Here is a 25951-nt window from a genome sequence, read left to right as displayed (position 1 = left end):
TATATGCTAAAATGACCATTATATTTTAAAAACGTAAATCATGAAGCCGTGTTTTCATAGAATTACTTTGTTTAAAACAAAAAAATCCTGACCGAAAGGTCAGGATTTGGTTCTAGTTTGTAATAAAATATTTTAATGCAACTTGATAAACTTCTTAGTCGAAATGTCTTTTGAGTTTTCTGCTTGTAAGAAGTAAGTACCAGTAGGAATGTTCCCGAACTCTACCGTGTATTCTGTTGAACTATTTTTGGTGGTATTTATTTTTATCCCTTTGCCATTTATGTTGAGTAATCTGAAAGATAAGTCTTCGGTGTTCCCTTTTGTTTTAACATTAATCTCTTTTAAACCAGCTTCCACAGGGTTGGGGTATAAGGACCATTTTAAAGCATCGGTTTCTCTAAAGTCAAGGGCTATAATTTTAGAATAGCTAGTAGCTCCATCAAGGTCAATACTTTTGAGTCGGTAGTAATTTATTTTTGTTTTAGGAGACTTGTCAATAAAAGTATAGCTGTGTTTTTCTAATAAATTTTCAGCGGCTACTTTTCCAATTCTTTCAAATGATATGGCATCAAAACCTCTTTCTATCTCGAAGTGGCTAACACCTATTTCATCAGAAACAGTCCATGCTAATTCGGCAGTTTTATTAATTATCTGTCCAGAAAAAGAAACTAATTCTAGAGGGAAACCACTCGCAGCAGCTACGGAACAGTCAGAAGAGCTATAAGCTTTAGATGTTTCACAGCCATTTTCGTTAACAGTAACAGTGAAGTTGGTTGAGTTTGGAATGTTCTCAATTACCCAAACCGTTCTTGAATCATTTTCTCTACCGTCATTATCAAAGCTTGCAGTTAAACCATTACTTACTGAAACTGTACTACTAGAGCCTCTAGAAGTTTGAATGGCCATCATAGAAACACTCCCGTCGTTACAGCTTGGTGCTAAAATATCAGTGATGGTAGGCACTGCTTTTACTATGATTGGTTCTTCATCAGATTCGATGGATGGGCAGGTAGCTCCCGGAGATTCACACACTGCATAATATCCCGTAGTTATCGCGGGCGAAAGAACAACCGATGTAGTGCTTGCAAAACTGCTGCTACTTTCGCTCTCATACCAAGAAACACCATTATCGCAGCCTACCGCCGTTAAGGTGCTACTTCCACCAGGGCAAATAGACGCACTTGAATTAGTGATAGTTGGTTCAGAAGGTGGAAGTATAACTGTGATTGTTAAATCTAAGCTATTCGGACTGGTGCAACTATTGCCATCAGTACATGTGGCTGTATAAGTTGCCGTTCTGTTTGGCGTTACGGTTATATTATTCCCTGTTTCTCCAGTAGACCAAGTAACGCTACCAGTACAGCCAGCTGCTGTTAGATTAGAGGAGGAAGCTTCGCAAATTGTGGTTACGTCTGCCGATAAAGTAGGAGCTGCTGGTAGAGGGTTAACAGTTATGACTTGAGAAGCTGAAGAGCTTTTGCAGGTACCATTTTCGCAAGCTGCATAATAAGTTGTGGTGCTGGTAGGATTAACAATTGTACTTGCCAATGGCGTATTTAAACCAGCATCTTCATACCAAACTAAGTTTCCTAAAGTACATGTACCACTTAGTTCACTTCTGTCTCCCGAACAAACAGTGGCAGGGCTGGCTGCTGTAGAGTTAGGTGCCGATGGAGTTTCAGTTACTTCTACAGTATGTGATGCAGAAGAACTTTGACATGTATTTAAAACACAAATAGCGTAATACGTAGAAGTTTCCGTCGGGCTAACAGGGCTTGTTGCAGCTGTTGTTAAAGCTATATCTGAAAACCAACTTATGCTACTCCCATTGGTACATGTACCACTTAAAGTACTACTTGCTCCACTGCATATCGCAGGACCTGCTAAAGCTGTAGGTGCATCTGGAATTGCCGTTACTTGAACGGCCAAAACAGTAGAACTGTCACTTTCGCAACCATTCAGTACACAAACTGCTTGGTAGTTTGTATTCGAGGTTGGTGATACTGTAATGCTAGTTCCCGTTTGACCATCTGACCATTTGACAGAGCCGCTTCCACAATTAGTAGCTTCTAAGGTCGTGCTTTCTCCTTCGCAAATAGCGTTGTCAGTCGTACTTATTGAAGGAACATTTGGTAATGCATTCACTGCAACATCAATGGGCTCTGCGGCTCCTGATTCACATTGTACCGCCGCATCATTGCTAGTAGTGGTGACGCAGTTTGCAGTATATGATGCTGTTCCCGAGACTGTTGGGGTATGGTTTATAGAAGTACCAGAACCAATGTTATTGCTAGATTCAAACCAATTGACGACAGGGTTGTCACCTACACAATTGAATGAGCTTAGCGTAACAGACTCTCCAAGACATAGCTGAGTTTTATTGGCAGAAATACTTGGGTCCGACGGGGGGAGGACTACATTTATTGTGCTTACAGCACTGATTGGGCTTATGCAGCCAGTGTTTGGATTTGTACATGTAGCACTATAACTCGTGGTGTCTGCTGGTGTTTCGGTAATGCTTACGGTTGTTTTTCCGTTAGACCAGGTTATGTTTCCAACACAGCCACTTGCTGTTAAAACTAAACTAGCTCCTTGACATAAATTACGACTACTTGGTTCTATGGTAGGAGCAGCAGGCAACTCGTTTACCTCAACCGTTTGGCTCACATATGGACTTTTACAAATGCCATTTACACAAGAGGCATAATAGGTGGTGGTGCTGGTAGGGCTTACGGTGGTGCTTCCTAAAAGAGTACTTAGATTTTCTTCGGTATACCAAGTTAAAGTTCCACTAGAACAGTTGGCTGAAAGTGTGGTAGAACCACCCTCACAAAGAATGGCGGGAGCTGCAGCCACTCCTGTAGGGCTTGGAGGAATAGCTGTTACCGTTATTTCTATAGAACCTGATGCACTTTTACAAGAGCCGCTAACACAGCTCGCGTAATACGTGGTGGTGGTACTAGGGCTCACAGTACTGCCCACAATAGTATTGAGCAAAGCGTCTGAATACCAAGTTAACGTTCCTGTAGCACATGTGGCACTTAAGTCGCTACTCTCACCTTCACATATGTTGGTATTACTAGCTGAAAGAGCCCCCGGTGCCGCTGGTGTTGGCAAAACGGTAACAGTAATATTTTCGGAAACTGATTGACAAGAACTAAGTACACACGAAGCATAGTACGTCGTAGTAGAAGTTGGGCTAACTGTTGAGGTAGTTATAGTAGTAAGTCCTGCATCTTCATACCAAGTTAGCGTTCCTGTAGAGCATGTACCAGCTAGATCACTTGATTCTCCACTACAAATAGAAGAAGAGGTGGCTGAAATATTTGTTGGACTAGATGGCCTGTCTTTTACAGAGATAACAACATCGGGCCCTTTTGGACTCTCACAATTTGTTGAATTGTTTTTGCATGTAGCTATATAGATGGTTGTTTCTGTCGGGCTAACATTAAAAGGACTTGTGGTGCCTAATAAGGTGCTTGGAGATATAACAGAAAGGTACCACTGAATGGTAGTTCCTGAAGCACAAGTTCCAATTAAGTCTCTCGAATCATCCTTGCATATGGCGGTAGAAGTACTTAGTGCCGTAGGAGCCGCAGGTGCAGGAGATACAGTTATAGTGATGCTTTTTGAGGCACTAAGGCAAGTTCCATTTTGGCAAGCGGCGTAGTAAGTAGTAGTGCTGGTTGGTGAAACAGTAGTAGATGCTAGCTCGTTAGTTAATAAGGCATCTGTGAACCATTTAAGATTTGTTGAACCACTACATGTAGAACCAATAACTACACTTTCACCTTCACAAATACTTGTTCCAGTTGTTGAGATATCAGAAGGAGCTGAAGGAGTAGCTGTTACGTTTACTTTTATAGATGATGGAGCACTAGAGCAGCCGTTTTCTGAACAAACACCATAATAGGTGGTAATACTTGAAGGTGAAACAGGTAGTGTTACTAGGTTTGTTAAGGCCGCTTCTTCATACCATGTTAATGTACTTGTTCCAGAGCAAGTTCCGTTTAGAGGACTGCTGTCACCCGAACAAATATTGACAGGAGATATTCCACTTGGTGCATCTGGTATTGGATTTACGGTTACATCTAGACCAGTGGAATTAGGGCTTGTACATCCGTTTACAGTACATGTTGCGGTATAGGTTGTAGGTGATACTGATGGGCTTACGGTTATTGTTGGTCCAGTTTGTGAATTTGACCATGACACTGTTCCTACACAACCCGTAGCTTCTAAGGTTGTAGTTTCACCAGTACAAATGGTGCTGTTTCCTGTAATTGAAATACTAGGTGCACTTGGAACATTATTTACGATAACGTCAATATCATTAGAAGTTGGAGAAGAACAATAGGCGGCTTGAGAAGCATCGCATAAAGCGTTATATGCTGTGGTACTTGAAGGGTTTTGAGAAAGACTTGCTGTGTTTCCAATAGGAACTGGATTTCCAACTTCAAACCAAGATATGATACCTGTACAATTTGACATTAATAAGTTTATTATCTCTCCAGCACAAATAGTGTTTTTGTCAATTGATATGGTAACTCCGGAGCTTGGGACAACCGTAACTGTAACAGTATTTGAATTTGAACTAATACAATTAGTAGTTGTATTTGTACAAGTGGCAGTATAATCGGTGTTGACGGTAGGACTTACAGTAACGCTGGCTCCTGTATCTCCGCTAGACCAAGTAATAGTTCCACTACATCCTGTAGCGGTAAGTTTAGTACTGTTCCCTAGACATATTTGCGTGTTTCCTGCGGTAATAGCTGGTGGGGTTGGCTTAGGATTTACAGTAATAGTAATGGCTGAAGATGGTGAACTTTCACAATTAGGTGAAGTTGACTTACATGTGGCTACATAATTAGTTGTTGAACTTGGACTAACAGATAATGGGCTTCCAGTTCCCACAAGTGTTCCAGAGGTGTTATTTTGATACCAATTAATAGTACCTAAACTGCAGGTTCCGGTGAGGTTGCTTGAGGCTCCTTCACAAATGCTGCTAGGACTAGCACTTAAAGCTGTAGGAGTGGTAGGTACTGCTACTATAGTGACAGTAAAAGGAGTGTTGGATGCACTGTAGCAGTCATTTTCTGCGTCATAGAATGTAGCATAGTATGTTCCACTACTGGTAATGTTCAGGTCTGATAGCCTGTTGCCATTGCTTGGTGGAGTTCCTGAATGCCAAGTAAGGACAGTTCCATCGGGTGTATTATCGGCAGAAATAGTTCCAAGGTTAACGCTAGTTTCACCACAGTCATTTGAAATACTGGTACTACTTAAGTTTGGTGCTGTATCGCCTACTTTACATAAAGGAGCGGTTACACATCGAGCTCCATCATTGGTTCCAGATTTTGTCGCTTGAGAAAAGAAGACGGCGTTTGATGGGTTTCCGGTAGTTAGCGTACTATGACTTATTGTGAATATTTTACCATTTGAGTTTCCGTTAAGGTAAAGCGTACCATTTGCATCAAAATATACAGCTCCATAGCTTTGTTTGTCTAGGTCTGTTACGGTGGTGGTTAAAGTACGGGCACCAGTGGCAGGGTTAAATTGATAAACATTTCCTTTATTATCTACACCATAAAGGAAGCCGTCTATTGGATTAAAAGCAAAATCTGATATTCCTGTTTTTGTGGTAGTTAGGGTAGAGATAGGAGCAGGTGGGTCAACATTTAAGTCATAACGCACAATTTTAGTGGTGTTCCCTTTATACATGTACATAATACCATTGGCGTCAATATCTGCATTATATAAGCCAGTATTAATACCTAATGTATACGTGGTGAAATTCCAGTTTTTATCAACTTTATAAAGGTTTCCAGTTTTTTTCCCGTTGAGGTAAATAAAATTATCTGCTCTATTGTAACCAGCAGATACATCTTCGCCAAATAGGTTGCTAGCTACCTCTGTAGCATTTCCAGTTTGAAGATCAATCTGGATAATATCAGTGGGTCTGTTTTGGAATAGGTAGGCAAATGATTCACACTCAAAAGGAACCGATGCTGGACTTCCTCCCTGAGAGAAAACTAGCTGCGAGGATAAAAGAATCAGAAGTGTTATTGTAGAAAGTCTCATCAAATTATTCAAGGTTTGTCGATTAGTATTAGTACTTCTTATTTTTGGAAAGGTCACATTTTAAGTGTTCTATCTTTTATTAGAATACTTACAAAAGTACGTAATTTGATGGTGAAAAGTCTAAAAGAGCTTTCAGTGAACTATGATTTTTTGAAGTCTATACTTTTTATGATAAAATATGTTTTGCGATATGTGAATTTGACATTTTAAAGCTATTTATTGGTCTCAGAAATAGTTAAAACTATGCAATTTATTGCATTTCGCTTTCAGCTTCTAAAAATGTGCTATTTTGGTATATGGATTTTCAAAGATCAAACGGGCATAGTATTTCCAGACTTACAGTTCACATAGTGTGGTCAACAAAATATCGCCATGCAGTTCTAAGTGGGGATATCAAGCTTCGTTGTCGTACCTTGTTGATACAGATTTGTGAGGCAGAAGGAGTTCAAATATTGAAGGGAGTCGTTTCAAAAGATCATGTACACATGCACCTGGAATACCGTCCCTCTCAGTCGATAAGTCAATTGGTTAAACTGCTAAAAGGACGTTCATCGAGGAAGTTGCAAATGGAGTTTCCTGAATTGAAGAAGCGTTACTGGGGTCGCCATTTCTGGGCAATAGGCTTTGGTTGTTGGAGTACTGGAAATATTACCGATGAAATGGTTAACGAGTATTTGGATCATCATAGAAATCCAAATGAGAGTAATAATACTAATTTTATCGTCGAATAGGCAGACTTTCAGTCTGGACTCAAAACTATGGACTTTCAGTCCATAGTGGTTTATTTCAATAGTTCTATCAGAATGCCAAAGGATTAAATTAGGGATTTGAGCTACTTTGGTTTCCTTATTTAGCTCATGAAAGAAATATACAGAGTCTTCTACCTTGTTGATAGATGATTAGTTATGAGATACTTTCTCTTGGAAAAGGTTTTTGACGGTAGTATTTATGAGACCTTAATGGTTTTGAGCGGCTTGCTTCACGGGGTGTTTCTTAGAGGGTAGCTTGTACACTCTTTAAAGTCTTCTATCTACCATGAAGTATGGCCATCAGGATACGTCACTTCTAGTAAAGAGCTGATTTCTAAAACTCTCGTTTTGTGAATTTAACCAGCATTTATAATCATCATGAGGGTCATGCCAAATACTATTCCACTAAGAATTAAATTCCAAGTTTTCCTCCTCAAATCTAGCATGGTAATCATAAGGAAATTTACTAGCAATACGGCAATTACAATAATTATTTGACCCAGCTCTAAGCCAATATTAAAAGCTAAAAGTGGTTTGAATATACTATTCTCTGCTCCCAGTAAACTTCTTAGGTAGTTTGAGAAACCAAGCCCATGAATCAATCCAAAAAGAGAAGCAATCACGTATCGAATAAACTGCTTGTTTTTTGGTTCGGTATAAATGCTCTTTTTGAATTTATGAAAAAAGTTGACCACACAGGTAATAAGTATGGTTATAGGGATAAGGAGCTCAATAAACTCTGAATTAACATTAACTAAACCAGTGGTAGAAAGAGCCAGCGTAATGGAATGACCAAGGGTAAATGCAGTAATTAGAATTAATACACTTTTCCACTGTTTTACGGAAGAGATAGCACAAAGTGCAATAATGAACAAAATATGGTCAAAGCCATTTAAATCTGTGATGTGCTGATAACCAAGTTTTAAGTAAATAAGAAATTCCTGCATAAAGTATTTTGGGGTGAAATTGTCTTGAAGGTACTAAATGGCATCTACCAAGGCAAAGTAACAGTTACTTTTAGTAAAAATTTATTGTATGGAGGACAGAGCGTATGTAAGCTCTATTTATGGTACTTGGTGTTTTTTTTATAAAATTGAGTTTTCTGGTTTTCCACCAAGTTTGTATGGATAATCAGTAGTGAAATGAAGGCCACGACTTTCTTTACGTATTTGAGCACATTTTATGACCATTTCGGCACATAAAATAAGGTTTCTGAGTTCACAAAGCTTAACAGATAATTTTGTTTTCTTGTAGAATTCTTCTGTTTCCTCTTGAAGTAAATGGAGTCTTCTCATAGCCCTTTCTAGTCTAAAATCGGAGCGAACTATACCTACATAATCAGACATCATTCGTTGCAACTCTCTTAAATTATGCGTTACCAATACAGCTTCTTTTGGTTGCTCTGCTCCAAATTCATTCCAATCTGGAATTTGCATATTAAATTCTACGCCTTCAATGTTCTCAAGTGCCTTTTGAGCTATTCTGTTTCCAAAAACAGCAGCCTCTACTAATGAGTTTGACGCAAGTCTATTGGCTCCATGAAGCCCAGAAGAAGAACATTCGCCACAAGAAAATAAGTTTGCTATACTTGACTGACCATTTATGTCAACCATGATTCCACCACATAAATAATGTGCGGCAGGAGTTACTGGAATGTAATCCTTTGTCATATCAATACCAATGCTCAGGCACTTCTCATAAATGTTTGGGAAATGATCTAAAATCATTTCTTTAGACTTGTGCGTGATGTCTAAATAAACAAATTCTTCCCCAGACTTCTTCATTTCTGCATCAATACAACGAGCCACTATGTCACGAGGAGCTAAGGAGCCACGTTCGTCATAATCGTACATGAATTCTCTGCCATTCTTATCTCTTAAAACTCCACCTTCACCGCGAACGGCTTCAGTGACTAAGAAACTAGGGAAAGAGCCAGGGTTATAAAGCGAAGTAGGATGAAACTGAATCATCTCCATGTCTCTAACCTTGCCTTTGGCTCTATAAACCATCGCTATACCGTCGCCAGTAGCAATCACCGGGTTAGTGGTAGCCGCATAAATATGACCGGCTCCACCAGTAGCCATGAGTGTCATTTTTGATAAAATCTTCTCTACTTTTCCAGAGTTTACGTCTAAAGCGTAAATCCCGTAAGAAGTAACATCTTTGGTTTCACGAGTAATCTCAATTCCCAAGTGATGCTGCGTAATAACCTCAACAGCATAATAATGCGTTAGTATTTCAATGTTAGGATTTTTAGAAACCTCTTCCAATAAGGCTCTTTCTATTTCCCAACCAGTAATGTCTTTATAATGAAGAATTCTTTTTTCTGAGTGGCCACCCTCACGGGTCAAATCGTAAGAGCCGTCTTCGTCTTTATCAAAGTTTGCACCATAATCAATTAGCTCCCGAATTCTGTCGGGACCTTCCTTGATAACTACCTCTACGGTTTCTCTGTCGCACAAGCCGTCACCAGCTATAAGTGTGTCGCTAATGTGTTTTTCATACGTATCTACCTCTGGGTTAAATACGGCAGCAATACCGCCTTGAGCATATTTAGTATTGGTTTCTTCGGCATTTACTTTGGTTAGTACCAGTACCTTACCTTTTTTTGCTGCTTTTAAAGCAAAGCTAAGACCGGCTATTCCAGAACCAATGACTAAAAAATCTGTTTGACGCATATCTGTGTTTAAGACTATTCAACAAAAAAAAGAAGAAAATTCCGTAATGTCACTGCCTAGGTCAATCCCTCTTTAAGTAAATCGTGTAAATGAATGAAACCAAGGAGTTTTTTGTCTTCAGAAACTATGAGTTGCGTGATGCTGTGCTCTCGCATAAATGCTAGTGCTTTAGTACCTAAAACTTCTGGTGCTATCGTTTTTGGGCTTTTCCCCATGATATCTTTCGCTTTTAATGAGCTAAAGTTTTCATGCTTTTCTAGCATCCTTCTGAGGTCACCATCAGTTATGATTCCTATTAGGTCGTTTGAGCTGTTTATTACAGCTGTGGCACCTAATCTTTTGGAAGTTATTTCTAGAATAACCTGGTTGATACTGTCGTTTTCTGATACTTCAGGAATTGCATTTTTTGTATATAAATCGGCCACCTTTAGTAGCATGATTTTGCCCAATGTACCGGAGGGATGGTTCTTGGCAAAGTCGTTTTCGTCAAAATTTCGAACCTCCATTAAACATACTGCAAGAGCATCTCCCATGACCATAGCTGTGGTAGTAGAAGACGTCGGAGCCAAATTGTTTATACAAGCTTCCCTTTCTACAAATACATCTAAAGTGCAATTCGCAGCTTTGGCCAGAGCAGATTCTTTGTTTCCTGTTATGGCGATGAGGGGAGAGCCAACTTCCTTTGTATAAGGTAAGAGATTTACTATCTCAGGACTATTTCCACTTTTTGATAAGCAAATTAAGACATCGTTTTTGTCCAATATTCCTAAATCACCATGAAGAGCGTCTACGGCATGCATGAAAACAGAACTTTGCCCGGTAGAGTTGAAAGTGGCAGATATTTTCTGGGCAATTATTGCACTTTTGCCAATTCCTGTAATGACCGCCTTTCCTTTGGTATTGATAATCAGGTCTATAGCTTTTGTGAATTCTTCTCCAATTGTATTTTTCAAAGAATCTATTGCCCTTGACTCAGCAGCAAAGACATTTATGGCTAAGTCGGTAATTTTTTTCTTTAATTTCGTATCCACTTATAAATTTTAGTAATAATTATTTGACAAAAGTATAAAATCTTTGTCATCAAAATATTTAAAGCTCCATGAGGTGAATTGAGTCAGAAACTACTTTAAAGTGATTTTTTTTGGCTAAATTTAGAAAGAAGAATTTTATGTCCCTGAAATATGGATGTAATGGAGCAGGTACTTAGTGATTTATCATGATTGATATAGAAATAGAAAACAAACTTAAGCAGAACCTAAAAGACGTATTTGGTTTTGATAAGTTTCGCGGAGAACAAGACAAAATTATTCACAGTGTAGTTTCAGGACAAAACACCTTTGTGATTATGCCCACGGGGGCTGGTAAATCTTTATGTTACCAATTACCCGCAATTACCCTAGAAGGAACGGCTGTAGTTATTAGCCCCTTGATAGCCTTGATGAAAAATCAGGTGGATCAAATGGTTGCCTTTGGAATAAATGCCCAGTTTTTAAATTCAACACTCAATAAGTCTGAAATGACGCGAGTGAAGAGAGATGTACTGAGCGGCGAATGTAAGCTTCTTTACATAGCTCCTGAATCTCTAACAAAAGAAGATAACCTTGTTTTTCTAAAGCAAGCCAAATTGTCTTTTGTGGCTGTAGATGAGGCTCACTGTATTTCTGAGTGGGGGCACGATTTTAGGCCAGAGTATAGAAAGATTAGAAGCATCATCGAAAGCATTGATGTTAATCTTCCTATAATAGCCTTGACCGCCACAGCTACTCCGAAGGTGCAGATGGATATCAAGAAGAATCTGGACATGGATGATTCTACGCTGTTTAAGACTTCATTCAACAGAGCGAACCTTTATTATGAGGTTAGGCCAAAGATGAATCCTAAAAAACAATTGATTCAGTTTGTGAGTCAGTATAAGGGCAAAGGAGGAATTGTTTACTGTTTAAGTAGAAAAAAAGTTGAGGAGATAGCCAGTTTATTGGCGGTGAATGGCGTAAAGGCATTGCCGTACCATGCAGGTCTAGACCCTGATGTTAGAATAAAAAATCAAGATGCCTTTCTGAAAGGAGACTGTGATGTGGTTTGTGCCACCATCGCTTTCGGAATGGGTATTGATAAGCCTGATGTGAGATTTGTGGTGCATTATGATGCTCCTAAGTCTTTAGAAGGGTATTATCAAGAAACAGGTAGAGCAGGTAGAGATGGTCTTGACGGAACATGTCTTATGTTTTATGCTTATGATGATGTCTTAAAGTTGGAGAAATTCAATAAAGACAAAACAGTAGTAGAAAGAGAGAATGCCAAAGCTTTGCTGATGGAAATAGTTTCTTATTCTACTTTAGGTGTTTGCCGACGAAGGCAGCTTTTAGGCTACTTTGGCGAATACATGGATGAAGATTGTGGCTTTTGCGACAACTGTAAAAACAAAACACGTTCGTTCACTGTCAAAGATGAAGTTACTTTAGCGTTAAATGCAATTTTAGCTACGGAAGAGCGATTCCCGCTTCAGCATATTGCAGATTTACTTACTGCTAATACTTCTAAAAACGATTACATAGAAAGCCACGACCATCATAAACTTAAAGAGTTTGGTGCTGGTCTCGAGTATTTTAAAGGAGATAAAGTCGATTTCTTTAAGCCTAACGGCAAAGACGATACCGAGAAAGAGAAGTTTGGACCAACCGATAGATGGGTTTCTGTAATTCGTCAATTGATGGTTTATGGTATCATTGAAAAAGATATTGAAAACTATGGTGTTATAAAACTCTCTGATGCTGGAAGAGCCTTTTTGAAGAAACCGCATGATATAGAAATGCGTGACGACCACGACCTTTCAAAAGCGGAAGGTAGTAGAGATGATGGTATTCAATCATCGGCTCCTACTGGTGGAGGTGCAGCTGCCGACGAAGCTCTTTTAGAAATGCTAAAAGGACTTTGTAAAAAAGTGGGTAACGCAAATGGAATTCCTCCATATGCTGTTTTTCAAGAGCCTTCTTTATTAGAAATGGCTACGGTTTATCCTGTAAACATTGAGTCACTTACCCAGATTCAAGGGGTAGGGATGGGAAAAGCGAAGAAGTTTGGTAAGGCGTTTATTGAGATGATTTCTCAATACGTAGAGGAAAATGATATAGAGATTACGCAAGACTTTGTGGTTAAGTCTGCGGTTAATAAATCAAAAGCCAAGATTGTTATTATTCAGCAAGTGGATAGAAAAGTTAGTTTGCCAGAAATTGCAGATTCGCTGAAAATATCCTTTGATGAGTTGTTGACGGAAATTGAAAATATCTGTTATTCAGGTACTAAGTTGAATATTGATTATTACTTAGAGCAAGAAATGGATGAAGATAAGCAAGACGACCTTTACGATTATTTCATGACATCTGCATCTGATGCGGTAGACGAAGCTTTGGCCGAGTTTGAAGATTATGAAGAAGAAGTAACCGAAGACGATATAAGACTTGTTAGAGTTAAGTTTTTGAGCGAAGTCGCGAATTAAATTTAAAAGATTTTAAAGGAAGGGTTGCTGGATTTATTTCAGCGGCCCTTTTTCGTTTATACGGCTAATTCTAGATATTATAATTCTTAAATTGCCATTTGTTAAAATGATGATATGGAGGTAATACAAGGAAACATTGTAAATATTTTTGATAATACCATTCAGTGGGGTGAGCTTATTGTTAAAGATGGTCGAATATTTACTATTAAGAATTTTGGTGAAGAAAAGAAAGGCGAGAGTTATCTGCTTCCTGGCTTTATAGATGCTCATGTGCATATTGAAAGTTCTATGTTAAGTCCAGCTTCTTTCGGGAGAATAGCTTTGACGCATGGAACAGTTGGTTCAGTTTCTGACCCACACGAGATAGCCAATGTTTTAGGCATTGATGGTGTCAAATATATGATAGAAGATGCTCGTCAAACACCTTTTAAAGTGTCTTTTGGTGCTCCTTCTTGTGTGCCAGCTACTTCTTTTGAAACGGCAGGAGCTGTTATTGGGCCTAAAGGAATAGAAGAGCTTCTGAATATGCCAGAAATATCTTATTTGGCAGAAATGATGAACTTTCCTGGCGTAATATTTAAGGATGAAGAGGTCATTGAGAAATTAAATATAGCCAAGCGATTAGGCAAACCGATAGACGGGCACGCTCCTGCAGTTAGGGGAGAAGATGCTGTTAAATATTTTAGTCAAGGAATAAGCACAGACCACGAATGTTTTACTTATGATGAGGCCTTAGAAAAACTTAAGCTTGGTGTTAAAATATTGATAAGAGAAGGTAGTGCAGCTAAGAACTTTGAGGCACTTATTCCTTTAGCAAAAGAATGGTCACATCAGATGATGTTTTGTTCTGATGATAAACACCCCGACGAATTAATTAAAAGTCATATAAATGCTTTAGTAGCAAGAGCTATTGATGCTGGTGTTGGTCTTTTTGATGCCTTAAGAATGGCTTCACTAAATCCTGTGAAGCATTATTCACTACCAATAGGTTTACTTTTAGAAGGTGACCCAGCCGATTTTATTAGAGTGGGTAACCTAAGAGATTTTCATGTTCAAGAAACTTATATTAATGGTAAGCTTGTAGCGGAAAGAGGGCAGTCTAAGCTTCCTCAAACCAAAAGTAAAATAGTCAATAATTTTTCGGCGGCAAATCTAGAAAGCAATGATTTGAAAGTGCTTTGCGAAGACCCGTTTAGAAAAATGAATGTCATCAAAGTGAATGATGGGCAGCTTATAACGGATTTTGTCAAAAGAGACATGAAGCTGGAAGGCAAAGAGATAGTTGCAGATGTAGAAAATGATATATTAAAACTTGTGGTCTATAACAGATATACCACAAGCCCGGTTTCTGTAGCTTTTATTCAAGGTTTTGGTTTAAAAGAAGGGGCAATTGCGTCTTCTGTTGCCCATGATTCTCACAATATTATTGCGGTCGGTGTTGATGATGCAGCCATAGCAGATGCTGTTAATCTTGTGATTAGAGAAAAAGGCGGTGTATCTGCCGTTTCACTGGAAAAAATGGGCGTCTTAGGTTTGCCTATTGCTGGCTTAATGAGCAATAAAGAGCCTCAAGAAGTAGCAGCTGATTATGAGCAGATTGACCGTTTTTCAAAGGATATACTCGGTGCTACATTAGCAGCTCCATTTATGTCACTTTCCTTTATGGCTTTGTTGGTAATTCCATCATTGAAGCTTTCTGACAAGGGACTTTTTGATGGTCGAAAATTTGAATTTGTAGATTTAGTAGAATCGTAAATATGGCAGTAAATATTATTAAAATTGGTGGAAATGTTATCAATGATGAGGCTAAATTAGAAGCTTTTTTAACTTCTTTTTCTGCTCTTTCTGGTGATAAAATATTGGTGCATGGTGGCGGTAAAGTAGCTACCAAAATAGCAAAAGATTTGGGCGTAGAAACTGAAATGGTGGAAGGCCGAAGAATTACTAATGCCGAAATGAGAGATGTGGTGACCATGGTATACGGTGGCCTAATTAATAAAAAGATAGTGGCTTCACTTCAATCATTAGACTGTAACGCTATTGGGCTAACAGGGGCTGATGCAGGAGTGATAAAAGCTCATAAAAGACCAGTGAAGACTATTGATTACGGTTACGTTGGCGATATTGATAGTGTAAATGCGGTTTTTGTATCCAGTTTGTTAAGTCAAAAAATTACGCCAGTATTTGCTCCATTGTCTTTTGATAAGGACTTCGGCATTTTAAATACCAATGCCGATACGCAGGCTTCTGCCATTGCTACGGCTCTTTCTGAAGAACATGAGGTCAATTTGATTTATTGTTTCGAAAAGAAAGGTGTTTTGTTAGATGCCGAAGATGATAATTCTGTGATTCCAGTATTGAAACCAAAACTTTATAAGGAATATAAAGCAAGCGGAGTTATTTATGATGGCATGATACCAAAATTAGATAATGCTTTTGACGCAGTTAATAAAGGAGTTAAGAAGGTTATTATTTGCGAAGCCAATGAGCTTTTGGCGGCGGTAGAAAGAGGAGAGACCGGAACGCAGATTTTGAGGTAAGATTATTTAGAGAATAAGTTTTAGAAAGGAATAAAAGCCATGAAAATAGATAGTACTATCACCGAAGGAGCCATTGCATTGCTCCAAAAATTAATTTCCACGCCATCTTTAAGTAGTGAGGAGGATAATACGGCATTGGCTATTGAAGAATTTTTTAGAGAGCGAAATATTCCATTTTCTAGGTTTCTTAATAATGTATGGGCTCGCAATAAGTATTTTGACAAAGAAAAGCCGACGATACTTTTAAACAGCCATCATGATACGGTAAAGCCAAATGCATCGTATACCAAAGACCCGTTTGCTCCAATAATTGAGGGGGATATACTCTTTGGCTTAGGTAGTAATGACGCAGGAGGACCACTGGTTTCTTTAATGGCTACGTTTGAGCAGTTTTATTACCGTACTGATTTGAGCTATAATCTTATTTTAGCAGCTTCTGCAGAAGAAGAAATTTCTGGTAAAAATGGTGTGGAAGCTCTTTTGGCACAGCTACCTAAAATAGACTTTGGTATAGTAGGAGAACCTACGAGTATGGATTTAGCCATTGCCGAAAAGGGCTTAATGGTACTAGATTGTTATACCAAAGGGAAACCAGGACATGCTGCCAGAGAAGAAGGTGAAAATGCCATTTACAAGGCATTGAAAGATATGGAGTGGTTTAAAGATTATGAGTTTTCAGAGGTTTCGCCTACACTCGGTAAGGTCAAAATGTCTTTAACCATTATAAATGCTGGAAGCCAGCATAACGTGGTGCCAGATTCGTGCAAGTTTACAGTAGACGTACGAGTTACGGATGCTTATTCGCTGCAAGATTGTTTAGATATAATCAAAGAAAATGTGGGCTGTGAGGTTGTACCAAGGTCACTAAGATTAAATTCATCTGGTATTGCCCCTAATCATCCTTTACTTAAAGTGGCGAATGATTTAGGTTTCAAAACCTATGGCTCGCCTACACTATCAGACCAAGCTCTAATGCCCTTTGAAACAGTTAAGTTAGGCCCAGGAGAATCTGCTAGGTCACACTCTGCAGATGAGTTTATCAGGCTTAGCGAAATAAAGCATGGGGTTCAGAGGTACTGCGAACTTTTAGAAAGCTTAAATAATAAGCTTTAGAGAAAAAAAATATTACCCCCTCTACATAATCTTTTAGGCATAGTTCTTGTTTTTCTATTAACGAATTAAGAGTGAAAATATCATTTCGACTAGAACTGAAATACTATAATGGAAATTATAAACGGCTTAAAATCTAAGATTGGAGGAGCAGAAGTAGAGAAGATTAGTAATTTTTTAGGCGAATCTCCAGAAGCTGTGAGCAAGTCTTTAGACTTGTCTTTAAATGCAATGTTAGGAGGCTTAAAAGGAGTGTCAACAAATGATGGAGACGCTGCTAAAATTCTTAAAGTAATTAATGATGGCGGGCATTCAGGTGATTTAACTGATGACCTTCCAAGGCTTTTTAATAACCCCGATAAAGTTCAGCTTTTAATAACTATTGGTAAGAATATTAATAACCATTTCTTTAACAGTAAAGCAGGTGTTTTAATTGATAAGATTGCTGAAATAGGAGCTTTAAGTAAGACATCGGCATCTTCTCTCTTTAGTTTAGCAGCTCCTTTAATATTAGGAGTATTAGGTAAAAGTATAAAAACTGAAGGTTTAAATTTAGAGGGATTTACTGCCAAATTAAGCAATGCAGGTTTAAGTACAGAAGCTGGTACTTCAGCGGTTCTTTTGGGAAGTTTAGGGTTTTCTGGTACTTCATCTGTAGCTCCTAAAGAAATTTATGTTCCTACGCCAGCAATATCAAAACCCGCACCACCTATTGCTGCTGCGGCTCCAGTAGTAAAAGAGTCATCTGAAACAAATCAGACGGTTAGTAAACAAAAGACTAAAAAAGAAGAAAATTCGGAAGGTTCCATAAACTGGATGGCTTGGGTATTTTTAGCCATCTTAGGCTTGGCTGCCATGTTTTATACGTTTAGAGATAAATATCAAGGAACTCCGAAAACGGCAGACGCTATCAGCTCAAAAGATTCCTCCTTTTACGAATCTGAAAGGGAGATGTTTGAAAACTTAGATACGGATAGAAATAAAATGGCACCAATAGGTTCCGCCGGAAATAATGGATTAAACGATCTTTCTGTTAAAGAAGAAGGAAGTGCTGCATCGCAGTCTGAAAATAAAACAGACGCAGATGCTTTTAATAGCCCGGCATTTTCCAATAATATTCCAGTTCCTAAAGCAGAGACTCCAGTTAGAAGAACTCCTGAGCTGGTAAGAAATACGGTACCAAGTGTAAATGTGCCTACGGCTACACCAGAAAGAGCCACTTCTGACACCAGACCTATGTCGGTGAAACTAAGTGATTCAAATAGTTATTCTGGAATAAATGGTTTGACCTTTAAAAGTAATAGTGCCGAAATTAGAAGTAAGGGAGCACTGAACGATGTAGTTTCTTATTTGAAAAACAATCCTGCAAAATCAATTCAAATTGCTGGGACAGGTTCTTCAGCCAGAGTAGCAGAAGATAGAGCCTACGGACTTCAAGGGGCTTTGTACGAAGCAGGAATAAGCACCTCACGTATTCAGGTATTATCAAATCCTGTTCAGGGAGATGGTCCTGTGGTGGTGAAAATAAAATAGAATAAAATTTTTTCCATATGGAAAGCCCTCGATGAAAGTCGGGGGCTTTTTTTGCTATTAACAAAGCTTAAAAGAATTGGATATTAGCAATATTTTTTATTCTTAAAAGTTTATTACGTAATTCGCAACTTATTTTTAAGTCAACAAATAATATAGGATGAAGAAGTCAATTTTAGCTTCGCTGTGTGTGTGTCTTTTTGTGGGAGCTTCTGCCCAAGATCTTAAAACCAAAGCAAATTGGTTTAATCTTGACTATGAACAAGATGGAGTTAGAGGGATGAGTGTAGAAAAAGCTTATAACGAACTTCTTAAAGATAGAACTAGCAAAACTGTGATAGTGGGTGTGGTTGATTCTGGAGTTGATATTGAGCACGAAGACCTGAAAGGAAAGATTTGGGTGAATGAGGGCGAAATTCCTGATAACGGAAAAGATGATGACAATAATGGTTTTGTGGATGATGTCAATGGCTGGGACTTTATTGGCGGGGCTGACGGCACTGATGTGGAGCAAGAGCAATTAGAGGCGGCAAGGTTGTATATCAAATACAATGAGCTTTTTGGCGAGAACCCTAAAAAGAGATTACTTAGAAAGTATAAAGAGGAGTATAACACATTACAGAAGATAAAAAGCGAGATAGCAGAAAACAGGAAAGAGGCGGAGCAGTATCTGCCAATGTATGAATCGCTTAAAGAGAATCTTACCATTACAGAAGAGATTCTAGGTGATGTTTTAGGTACTGAGACCTTTGCTAGAACTCAGGTAGAAGGCATTGACGATTCACAAGTAGATTTAAGAGTGCGTCAGGCTAAACAATATTGGTTAAGAATGAATGAGATGGGAGCTGATTTAGCCGGAATTAATGAAGGCATTGAGCACTTTAAAGACCAGTTAGATTTCAATTACAATACAGATATTAACCCAAGAGCGGTAGTGGGAGATAATCCTGACAAGCTCGAGTACGGAAAATATGGCAATAATGAGGTTAGAGGGCCAAGAGCATTACATGGCACGCACGTTTCCGGAATTATAGCGGCTAATAGGAATAATGAGCTTGGAGTGAAAGGTGTGGCAAATGATGTCAAAATCATGGTAGTAAGAACAGTGCCAGGCGGTGATGAAAGAGACAAAGATGTGGCTAATGCCATAAGATATGCCGTAGACAATGGAGCTAAAATTATCAACATGAGTTTTGGTAAGCCCTATTCTCCAGAAAAAGGTTGGGTAGATGATGCTATCAAATATGCTGAAGAAAATGATGTACTTCTAATTTCAGCTGCCGGTAATGATAATGCCAATGTTGACGTGGAAACACATTACCCTACTAAGTATTATAAAAAAGGTGGTGAGGCCAAAAACTGGATTGGAGTAGGGGCTTCTTCTTATGAAGATGGACTTAAAATGGTAGCCGACTTTAGTAACTATGGTAAAAAATCTGTTGATGTTTTTGCTCCTGGAGTAGCCATTTACAGTACAGAGCCAGATTCTAAATATGGCGAAAAGCAAGGTACCAGTATGGCTGCTCCTGCAGTTACTGGTGTAGCGGCACTATTGAAGTCTTATTTCCCTAGTTTAACAGCGGTACAGTTGAAAGAAATAATTTTACAATCTTCGGTGAAATTAAAAGACCAAGAAGTGATATTGCCAGGAGGCGAGAAAGAAGGTCGTTTTGGCTCTTTAAGCAGTACTGGAGGGGTTGTGAATGCATATGAGGCCGTTAAAATGGCTATTGAAATGACCATGGAACAATAGGCAAAAATAATTTAAATGGAAGCCTCATTGGTGCTATGCCAATGAGGCTTTATTTTTGTTCCATGAACATTATTCTTTTCGAAGATTCCACATACCGTAACCAGCTAAAGCCGCTTACACTTACCAGACCTATTGGAAACCTGAGGGTAGGTATACTCACCATAAATGAGAAATGGGAGAAACGCTTAAAGGCAAAAGTTTCCTTTTTAACTGAAGCTTACCTTCAAAAGAAATTTGCCTACCATACGGTCAAAGAAAATATTTATATCAATGCTTCATTTTTGCCTACTACAGGCTTTGAAAGGCTTTTGAGAAGTTTGTCATTTGGCGAGTGTATTAAATTTGGAGAAGAAGTAGTAGCCTACGCTTCTGACAGGTTTGGTGATTTTGACACCGAAAAGGTAAAAGTCTTAAAAGATAAGGATGCTCATGTTTTAAGAATGCTTCCCGATTTATTTCATCAAAATAGAACCGAGATAGCCTACGATTTTGCTTTAATAACCAAAGGCAGGTTGTCGCAAAAAATCAGTGACCCATACACTAAGGTTTATTCAGCCAATAATATTTTCATTGAAAAAGGAGCAAACTTTAAAGCCTGTATTCTAAATGCAGAAGAAGGCCCTATCTATATTGGGAAAGATGCCGTGATTCAGGAAGGTGCTGTGGTAATAGGGCCGGCGGCTATTTGTGAAAAAAGCATGGTGGCTTTTGGTGCTAGAATAAGACCTAATACTACTCTGGGCCCTGTAAGTAGGGTAGGAGGTGAGGTAGGGAATACTGTCTTTTATGGTTTTAGTAATAAAGCACATGACGGTTTTTTAGGGAACTCTTATATAGGTGAATGGTGTAATTTGGGAGCCAATACCAATAACTCAAACCTCAAAAATGATTATAAAGAGGTGAAACTATATAACTATGACCAAGAGGCTCTAGTTAAGACGGAAGAACTTTTTTGTGGAACATTCATGGGCGATTTTACCAAAGCTGGTATAAGCACCATGTTTAACACCGGAACCGTAGTGGGTGTTTGTTCTAATGTTTTTGGAGCTGGTTTTCAAGAGAAATTTGTTCCTTCATTTACATGGGGTGGTAAGTCAGAAGGTTATAGCCCGTATAGGTTTGATAAGGCCAAGGAAGTAATAAATGCTACCATGGGCAGAAGAGAAATGCAACTTTCGACAGAAGACGAGAATATTCTACTACACATTCTAGAAGATAAAAAAACTCAAATTTAATAGATGCGTTTTTCAGATATCATAGGCCTAGAAGAAGAGAAAGCCACATTAGTGGCTGCTGTTAAGAAAAACCATGTGGCTCATGCCCAATTATTCCATGGCTCAGAGGGTTCAGGGAATTTGGCCTTGGCTCTTGCGTTTGGGGCATATGTAAACTGTGAAAAACCTACCGAGACGGACTCGTGTGGAGCATGTCCATCATGTTCTAAAATTGACAAGCTTGCTCATCCTGATGTCTCTTTTATCTTTCCAACAGCGGGAGGGAAAAAAATATCGTCAGAAACCTTTATGGCAGAGTGGCGTTCTTTTGCTCAAGAGAACGTTTACGGAAATTTGACAGACTGGTTAGAAAAAATTGAGATCAAACAAGGTAACATTCCTGTAGAAGAGGCTAGGAAGTTGATTCAAAACCTATCTTTAAAGTCTTACGAAGGAGGTTATAAGTTGGTATATATTTGGCTGCCGGAGTTACTAAGTATATCTACAGCTAATGCTATTTTAAAGGTTTTGGAAGAACCGCCTCAAAAAACCTTCTTCCTTTTAGTTTGTAATAATTCACAGTCTTTACTTACCACCATTTTATCTAGAGTGCAGCGTTTTGCGGTGCCAAAATTTAAAGATGAAGATGTCAAAGCTTATTTGACACAAAAAGGAATTACAGAAGATAGGGTCAAAGAATTAACCATTCTGGCTAATGGGAATTTAAACAGAGCCATAAAATTATCAAGTTCTAATAATACCAACGAGCACGACTGGTTTGCTAGCTGGATGAGGTACTGTTTCGCTTTTAATTTGACCGAACTAGTGAACTGTTCTGAAGAGTTTGATAGCTTTTCTAAGGAGCAACAGAAAAATATGTTAGAATATTCTTTAACTATTTTTAGAGAGATATTCTTAGTTGCCGGAGGCAATGAGAACATGGTTAAGCTGGAAGAAAAGCAATTAGAATTTGTACGTAATTTTTCTAAAGTTTTTAATATCAATAATCTCCAAAAGATTTCTGAACTAGTAGACGAAGGCATTTTTCATATAGAGCGAAACGTTCGTGCGAAGATGGTTTTCCTTGATACGTCTCTTCAATTGGCAAGGCTAATCAAATAAGCTTTTTTATTTTCTTTTTATTAACTAGCTTGAGGGTAAATTATTCAATCATTATACAGAATGAAATCCTTTCAAATAAAAGAAACTGCCAAAGAGTTTGACGTTTTGATAGTCGGTTCGGGTGCAGGAGGCGGTATGGCCGCTCATCAATTAACTAAAGCTGGAGCTAAAGTTTGCATGCTAGAAGCAGGTGGATATTATGACCCAGCCGATCCAAAATACATCACTCAATTAAAGAACCCGTGGGAATCTGCAAGGCGAGGAGCTAGCAGTAAGTTCAGGAACTTTGGAGACTTTGACGCTGCCTGGGGTGGCTGGCAGTTAGAAGGAGAACCTTATACTCAGAAAGACGGCTCTAAATTTAATTGGTTTCGCTCAAGAATGCTGGGCGGAAGAACAAATCACTGGGGAAGAATCTCATTGAGGTTTGGACCAAAAGATTTTAAAAGAAAGGATATAGATGGCTTAGGTGAAAACTGGCCAATATCTTATGAAGATGTAGCACCTTATTACGATGAGGTAGAAAAGCTAGTAGGTGTTTTTGGTAGCTATGAAGGTTTGCCAGACGACCCAGACAGTATTTTCTTACCAGCTCCTAAACCTCGTTTGCACGAGTTAATGTTTATGGAAGCCAATAAAAAAATAGGGGTAACCACTATTCCTTCTAGGTTATCTATTTTAACTAAGCCTATTAACGAGCAGCGTGGTCAGTGTTTTTATTGCCACCAGTGTAATCGTGGTTGCCAGGCTTATGCCGATTTCTCTGCCAGCTCTGTATTATGTATTCCTGCAGCTAAAACCGGAAACCTGACATTGATTAACAATGCCATGGCCAGAGAGGTATTGACCGATGAAAACGGAAAAGCAATAGGCGTATCTTATGTAGATAAGCATACCAAAGAAGAAGTAACTGTAAGAGCCAAGATTGTTATTTTGGCCGCCAGTGCCTGCGAGTCTTCTAGGTTATTATTAAACTCTAAATCGTCAAGATTCCAAAACGGACTAGCTAACTCTTCTGGAGTGGTTGGAAAGTATCTTCATGATTCTACGGGTGCGTCTAGAAGCGGTTTTGTGCCGGGTCTTACAGACAGACAAAGATATAATGAAGATGGTGTAGGTGGACTTCACGTTTACTCACCATGGTGGTTAGATAACTCCAAATTAGATTTCCCGCGTGGCTATCACATAGAGTACGGTGGAGGTATGACACAGCCATCTTACGGCTTTGGTTTTGGTATGGAAAATATCAATGGCCGATTCCCAGATAGAGATGGAAACATGAAAAGAGGTGGAGGTTATGGAGCTTCTTTAAAAGATGACTACAGAAGGTTCTATGGTTCTATGATTCATATGGCTGGTAGAGGTGAAGCAGTAGCGTCTATTGATAATTACTGCGAGATTGACCCTAATGTGGTTGATAAATGGGGTATTCCTGTTTTGAAATTTAATTATAAATGGAGCGACCACGAGCGTAAGCAAGCCAAGCATATGCATGAAACCTTTGAGCAAATTATAGAATCAATGGGTGGCGTGGCATTAGGAAATAAGCCGGGTGCTGACAAAGATTACGGTCTTGCAAATCCAGGTGAAATTATTCACGAAGTAGGTACTGTTAGAATGGGCTCAGACCCAAACAAGTCTGTTTTAAATGGTTATAATCAAGCCCATGATGTCAAAAACCTTTTTGTGGTTGATGGCGGTGCTTTTGTTTCTCAAGCAGATAAAAACCCAACTTGGACTATCCTAGCACTTTCAATGAGGGCTTCGGAGTATATCATGAAAGGGGTTAAAAGTGGAGGTTTTTAATTGAGGACCTTATTGAATCATTTATTCATTGCGAAGTTCAGTTCTTAGTGAATTTGGCATAAGATTTCAAAAGATATGAAAAGAAGAGACGTCTTAAAAAATATAGGTTTGGGAACTGCCGGTGTGGCGGTTTCTGGAAAAGCAATGGCTCACAGTGAGCCTAAAAAAATAGTAGAAGAATTACCAGACTCTAGAAATGGTCAATTAAAAGAGGAAATTCTTCACGAACAAAAACTGAAAGCCGAAACGTTTTTTGATAAGCATGAAATGGCTACCATAGCTGTTTTGGCAGATATCATTATTCCGGCAGATGATAAATCTGGTAGTGCTACAGACTCTGGAGTGCCTGATTTTATCGAGTTTATTGTGAAAGATATGCCGCACCATCAAATTCCTATGAGAGGAGGTTTGATGTGGCTTGATTTAGAGTGTAATAAGCAGTTTGGCAAAAAGTTTATAAAGCTGTCAAAGGCCAAGAAAACAGAAATGCTAGACCAAATAGCTTATCCGGCAGAAGCAAAACCAGAGATGTCTCAGGGAGTAGCTTTTTTCAATAAGATGAGAGATTTGACGGCTACAGGCTTTTTTACATCTGAGATAGGTGTTAAAGATTTAGATTATAGAGGAAACACGCCTAACGCATGGGATGGTGCTCCTGAAGAAGATTTGAAAAAGTACGGCTTAAGCTACGACGAATGGCGTAAGCATGTTCCTGAAGAGGAAGACTAAGCAAATCTTAAAACAGAATTACGGTTACAATTTCAATGGTACAGGCGAAAGCTTGTACCATTGTCATATATTTGTGTTTCTAAAAATCGAATAAAATGACAATGTCAAAAATTACTAGTTTCATCGTATTATTATTTTCTGCATTCCTTCTTTCATGTGATAAAGATGGATTTAGTGGCTCTGAAGATAGCCAAATACAGCAGTATATTGAGTCTAAAAATATTGTGATAACAGAAAAAACTGACTCTGGCCTAATTTATATTTTGACAGAAGAAAACTTAGATGGTGAAAGCTTAGAAAGAGGCCAGATTGTAGGCGTAAACTATGCAGGAAGACTATTGAACGATAAAGAATTTGATTCTGGAAGCTTTAGTTTCCAATTAGGCGTAGGTAGAGTAGTCAAAGGTTTTGACGAAGGCATAGCCAAAATGAGAGTTGGAGAAAAAGCAACTATTATTTTCCCATCAAGTTTAGGTTACGGAAATCAAAAACAAAACTCTATTCCAAAGAACTCTCCTTTGGTTTTTGATATTGAAGTGCTAGGGGCTAATTAATTTTAGGCCTTCCATTTTACATTGCAGCCCATACTCGGGTACTGTATCTCCGAAACATAATCATTAGCCACCACGGCACGTAAAGCACCCCTTAAGTCGGTGCCTGTAAGTGGTATGTCGTTTCCTGGAGTAGAGCCGTCTAACCTGCCTCGGTAAACAAGTCTTAGGTCTTTGTCAAAAACATAGAAATCTGGTGTGCAAGCGGCATCATAGGCCTTAGCTACTTCTTGAGATTCATCATAAAGATATGGGAAATCATAACCTAAGGCTTTAGCTGTTTTAGCCATTTCTTCGGGAGCATCTTCTGGGAAATTGATGATGTCATTAGAGCTAATTCCAGTAAACTGTACACCTTTAGGTTTGAACTTAGCTACTATCTCCACAATCTGCGGATTGACATGCTTTACATATTTGCAGTGATTGCAAATAAACATGATTACCGTAGCTACGTCTGATTTTAAATCTGATAAACTAATGTTTTTCCCAGATACGGTATCAGGTAATGTAAAGTCAGGAGCTAAGGTGCCTATCGGCAACATCTTGGATTCTGTACGTGCCATATTTCTTCTTTTACCAAAAATAAGGATTCCAT

Annotated in this window: 17 protein-coding genes; 12 read left to right on the top strand and 5 right to left on the bottom strand. The window is 38.7% G+C overall.

Annotation, left to right across the window (positions count from 1 at the left end; translation table 11 throughout):
• Positions 1–132 precede the first annotated feature (132 nt).
• Positions 133–6078, bottom strand: a complete 5946-nt coding sequence (locus AC0L6O_RS18925) for an Ig-like domain-containing protein (RefSeq protein WP_473304572.1) — start codon at positions 6076–6078, stop codon at positions 133–135.
• A 296-nt stretch (positions 6079–6374) separates the two neighbouring features.
• Here AC0L6O_RS18925 and tnpA point away from each other — a divergent pair, with 296 nt between their 5' ends.
• Positions 6375–6809: an IS200/IS605 family transposase gene (gene tnpA, locus AC0L6O_RS18920; RefSeq protein WP_473303403.1), complete on the top strand. Its 435-nt coding sequence runs from the start codon at positions 6375–6377 to the stop codon at positions 6807–6809.
• Positions 6810–7183: 374 nt separating this feature from the next.
• Here tnpA and AC0L6O_RS18915 read toward each other — a convergent pair whose 3' ends face one another.
• The 3 genes from AC0L6O_RS18915 to AC0L6O_RS18905 form a co-directional block, all read right to left on the bottom strand.
• Positions 7184–7774, bottom strand: coding sequence for a HupE/UreJ family protein (locus AC0L6O_RS18915; RefSeq protein ID WP_473304570.1), 591 nt, complete (start codon positions 7772–7774; stop codon positions 7184–7186).
• Between the two features lie 138 nt (positions 7775–7912).
• Positions 7913–9505 carry an L-aspartate oxidase gene (nadB, locus tag AC0L6O_RS18910; RefSeq protein WP_473304569.1) on the bottom strand — a complete coding sequence of 531 codons (1593 nt, stop codon included), beginning with the start codon at positions 9503–9505 and terminating at the stop codon, positions 7913–7915.
• A 56-nt stretch (positions 9506–9561) separates the two neighbouring features.
• Positions 9562–10536 carry a KpsF/GutQ family sugar-phosphate isomerase gene (locus tag AC0L6O_RS18905; RefSeq protein ID WP_473304568.1) on the bottom strand — a complete coding sequence of 325 codons (975 nt, stop codon included), beginning with the start codon at positions 10534–10536 and terminating at the stop codon, positions 9562–9564.
• A 185-nt stretch (positions 10537–10721) separates the two neighbouring features.
• Here AC0L6O_RS18905 and AC0L6O_RS18900 point away from each other — a divergent pair, with 185 nt between their 5' ends.
• The 11 genes from AC0L6O_RS18900 (at position 10722) to AC0L6O_RS18850 (ending at position 25359) form a co-directional block, all read left to right on the top strand.
• Entirely contained in the window at positions 10722–13001 is a 2280-nt protein-coding gene (locus AC0L6O_RS18900) for a RecQ family ATP-dependent DNA helicase (RefSeq protein WP_473304566.1), read from the top strand.
• A 114-nt stretch (positions 13002–13115) separates the two neighbouring features.
• Positions 13116–14756: an adenine deaminase gene (ade, locus tag AC0L6O_RS18895; protein WP_473304564.1), complete on the top strand. Its 1641-nt coding sequence runs from the start codon at positions 13116–13118 to the stop codon at positions 14754–14756.
• A gap of 2 nt (positions 14757–14758) precedes the next feature.
• On the top strand, positions 14759–15541 hold the full coding sequence (gene argB, locus AC0L6O_RS18890; RefSeq protein ID WP_473304562.1) for an acetylglutamate kinase: 783 nt from the start codon (positions 14759–14761) through the stop codon (positions 15539–15541).
• Between the two features lie 39 nt (positions 15542–15580).
• On the top strand, positions 15581–16654 hold the full coding sequence (locus tag AC0L6O_RS18885; RefSeq protein ID WP_473304561.1) for a M20 family metallo-hydrolase: 1074 nt from the start codon (positions 15581–15583) through the stop codon (positions 16652–16654).
• Between the two features lie 108 nt (positions 16655–16762).
• Entirely contained in the window at positions 16763–18184 is a 1422-nt protein-coding gene (locus AC0L6O_RS18880; RefSeq protein WP_473304560.1) for a DUF937 domain-containing protein, read from the top strand.
• A 157-nt stretch (positions 18185–18341) separates the two neighbouring features.
• Positions 18342–19934, top strand: coding sequence for a S8 family peptidase (locus AC0L6O_RS18875; RefSeq protein WP_473304558.1), 1593 nt, complete (start codon positions 18342–18344; stop codon positions 19932–19934).
• Positions 19935–19996: 62 nt separating this feature from the next.
• Entirely contained in the window at positions 19997–21169 is a 1173-nt protein-coding gene (locus tag AC0L6O_RS18870) for a putative sugar nucleotidyl transferase (protein ID WP_473304556.1), read from the top strand.
• A gap of 3 nt (positions 21170–21172) precedes the next feature.
• A complete protein-coding gene (locus AC0L6O_RS18865) occupies positions 21173–22270 on the top strand; it encodes a DNA polymerase III subunit (RefSeq protein WP_473304555.1) in 1098 nt (365 codons plus the stop codon).
• A gap of 60 nt (positions 22271–22330) precedes the next feature.
• Positions 22331–24076 (top strand): GMC family oxidoreductase, encoded by a 1746-nt coding sequence (locus AC0L6O_RS18860; protein WP_473304553.1) that lies wholly within the window; start codon positions 22331–22333, stop codon positions 24074–24076.
• Between the two features lie 75 nt (positions 24077–24151).
• Positions 24152–24805 carry a gluconate 2-dehydrogenase subunit 3 family protein gene (locus AC0L6O_RS18855; protein ID WP_473304551.1) on the top strand — a complete coding sequence of 218 codons (654 nt, stop codon included), beginning with the start codon at positions 24152–24154 and terminating at the stop codon, positions 24803–24805.
• A gap of 101 nt (positions 24806–24906) precedes the next feature.
• The gene (locus AC0L6O_RS18850; RefSeq protein WP_473304549.1) at positions 24907–25359 is read left to right on the top strand and encodes an FKBP-type peptidyl-prolyl cis-trans isomerase; all 453 of its coding nucleotides are present in this window, start codon (positions 24907–24909) and stop codon (positions 25357–25359) included.
• Positions 25360–25361: 2 nt separating this feature from the next.
• Here AC0L6O_RS18850 and AC0L6O_RS18845 read toward each other — a convergent pair whose 3' ends face one another.
• A complete protein-coding gene (locus AC0L6O_RS18845; RefSeq protein ID WP_473304548.1) occupies positions 25362–25919 on the bottom strand; it encodes a thioredoxin family protein in 558 nt (185 codons plus the stop codon).
• Between the last annotated feature and the right edge of the window lie 32 nt (positions 25920–25951).

Source organism: Arcticibacterium sp. GJ41-1 (genome assembly GCF_055808875.1).
Note: the sequence above shows the minus strand (reverse complement) of the source record. Positions and strands in the feature narration are given on the sequence as shown.

Bases quoted from the DNA above. Each gene is read 5' to 3' on its own strand.
- tnpA (WP_473303403.1), top strand. From the start codon at position 6,375: ATGGATTTTCAAAGATCAAACGGGCATAGTATTTCCAGACTTACAGTT.
- AC0L6O_RS18870 (WP_473304556.1), top strand. From the start codon at position 19,997: ATGAACATTATTCTTTTCGAAGATTCCACATACCGTAACCAGCTAAAG.
- AC0L6O_RS18880 (WP_473304560.1), top strand. From the start codon at position 16,763: ATGGAAATTATAAACGGCTTAAAATCTAAGATTGGAGGAGCAGAAGTA.
- nadB (WP_473304569.1), bottom strand. From the start codon at position 9,505: ATGCGTCAAACAGATTTTTTAGTCATTGGTTCTGGAATAGCCGGTCTT.
- AC0L6O_RS18860 (WP_473304553.1), top strand. From the start codon at position 22,331: ATGAAATCCTTTCAAATAAAAGAAACTGCCAAAGAGTTTGACGTTTTG.
- AC0L6O_RS18850 (WP_473304549.1), top strand. From the start codon at position 24,907: ATGTCAAAAATTACTAGTTTCATCGTATTATTATTTTCTGCATTCCTT.
- AC0L6O_RS18885 (WP_473304561.1), top strand. From the start codon at position 15,581: ATGAAAATAGATAGTACTATCACCGAAGGAGCCATTGCATTGCTCCAA.
- argB (WP_473304562.1), top strand. From the start codon at position 14,759: ATGGCAGTAAATATTATTAAAATTGGTGGAAATGTTATCAATGATGAG.
- AC0L6O_RS18900 (WP_473304566.1), top strand. From the start codon at position 10,722: ATGATTGATATAGAAATAGAAAACAAACTTAAGCAGAACCTAAAAGAC.
- AC0L6O_RS18845 (WP_473304548.1), bottom strand. From the start codon at position 25,919: ATGGCACGTACAGAATCCAAGATGTTGCCGATAGGCACCTTAGCTCCT.
- AC0L6O_RS18855 (WP_473304551.1), top strand. From the start codon at position 24,152: ATGAAAAGAAGAGACGTCTTAAAAAATATAGGTTTGGGAACTGCCGGT.
- AC0L6O_RS18865 (WP_473304555.1), top strand. From the start codon at position 21,173: ATGCGTTTTTCAGATATCATAGGCCTAGAAGAAGAGAAAGCCACATTA.
- AC0L6O_RS18875 (WP_473304558.1), top strand. From the start codon at position 18,342: ATGAAGAAGTCAATTTTAGCTTCGCTGTGTGTGTGTCTTTTTGTGGGA.
- AC0L6O_RS18915 (WP_473304570.1), bottom strand. From the start codon at position 7,774: ATGCAGGAATTTCTTATTTACTTAAAACTTGGTTATCAGCACATCACA.
- AC0L6O_RS18925 (WP_473304572.1), bottom strand. From the start codon at position 6,078: ATGAGACTTTCTACAATAACACTTCTGATTCTTTTATCCTCGCAGCTA.
- ade (WP_473304564.1), top strand. From the start codon at position 13,116: ATGGAGGTAATACAAGGAAACATTGTAAATATTTTTGATAATACCATT.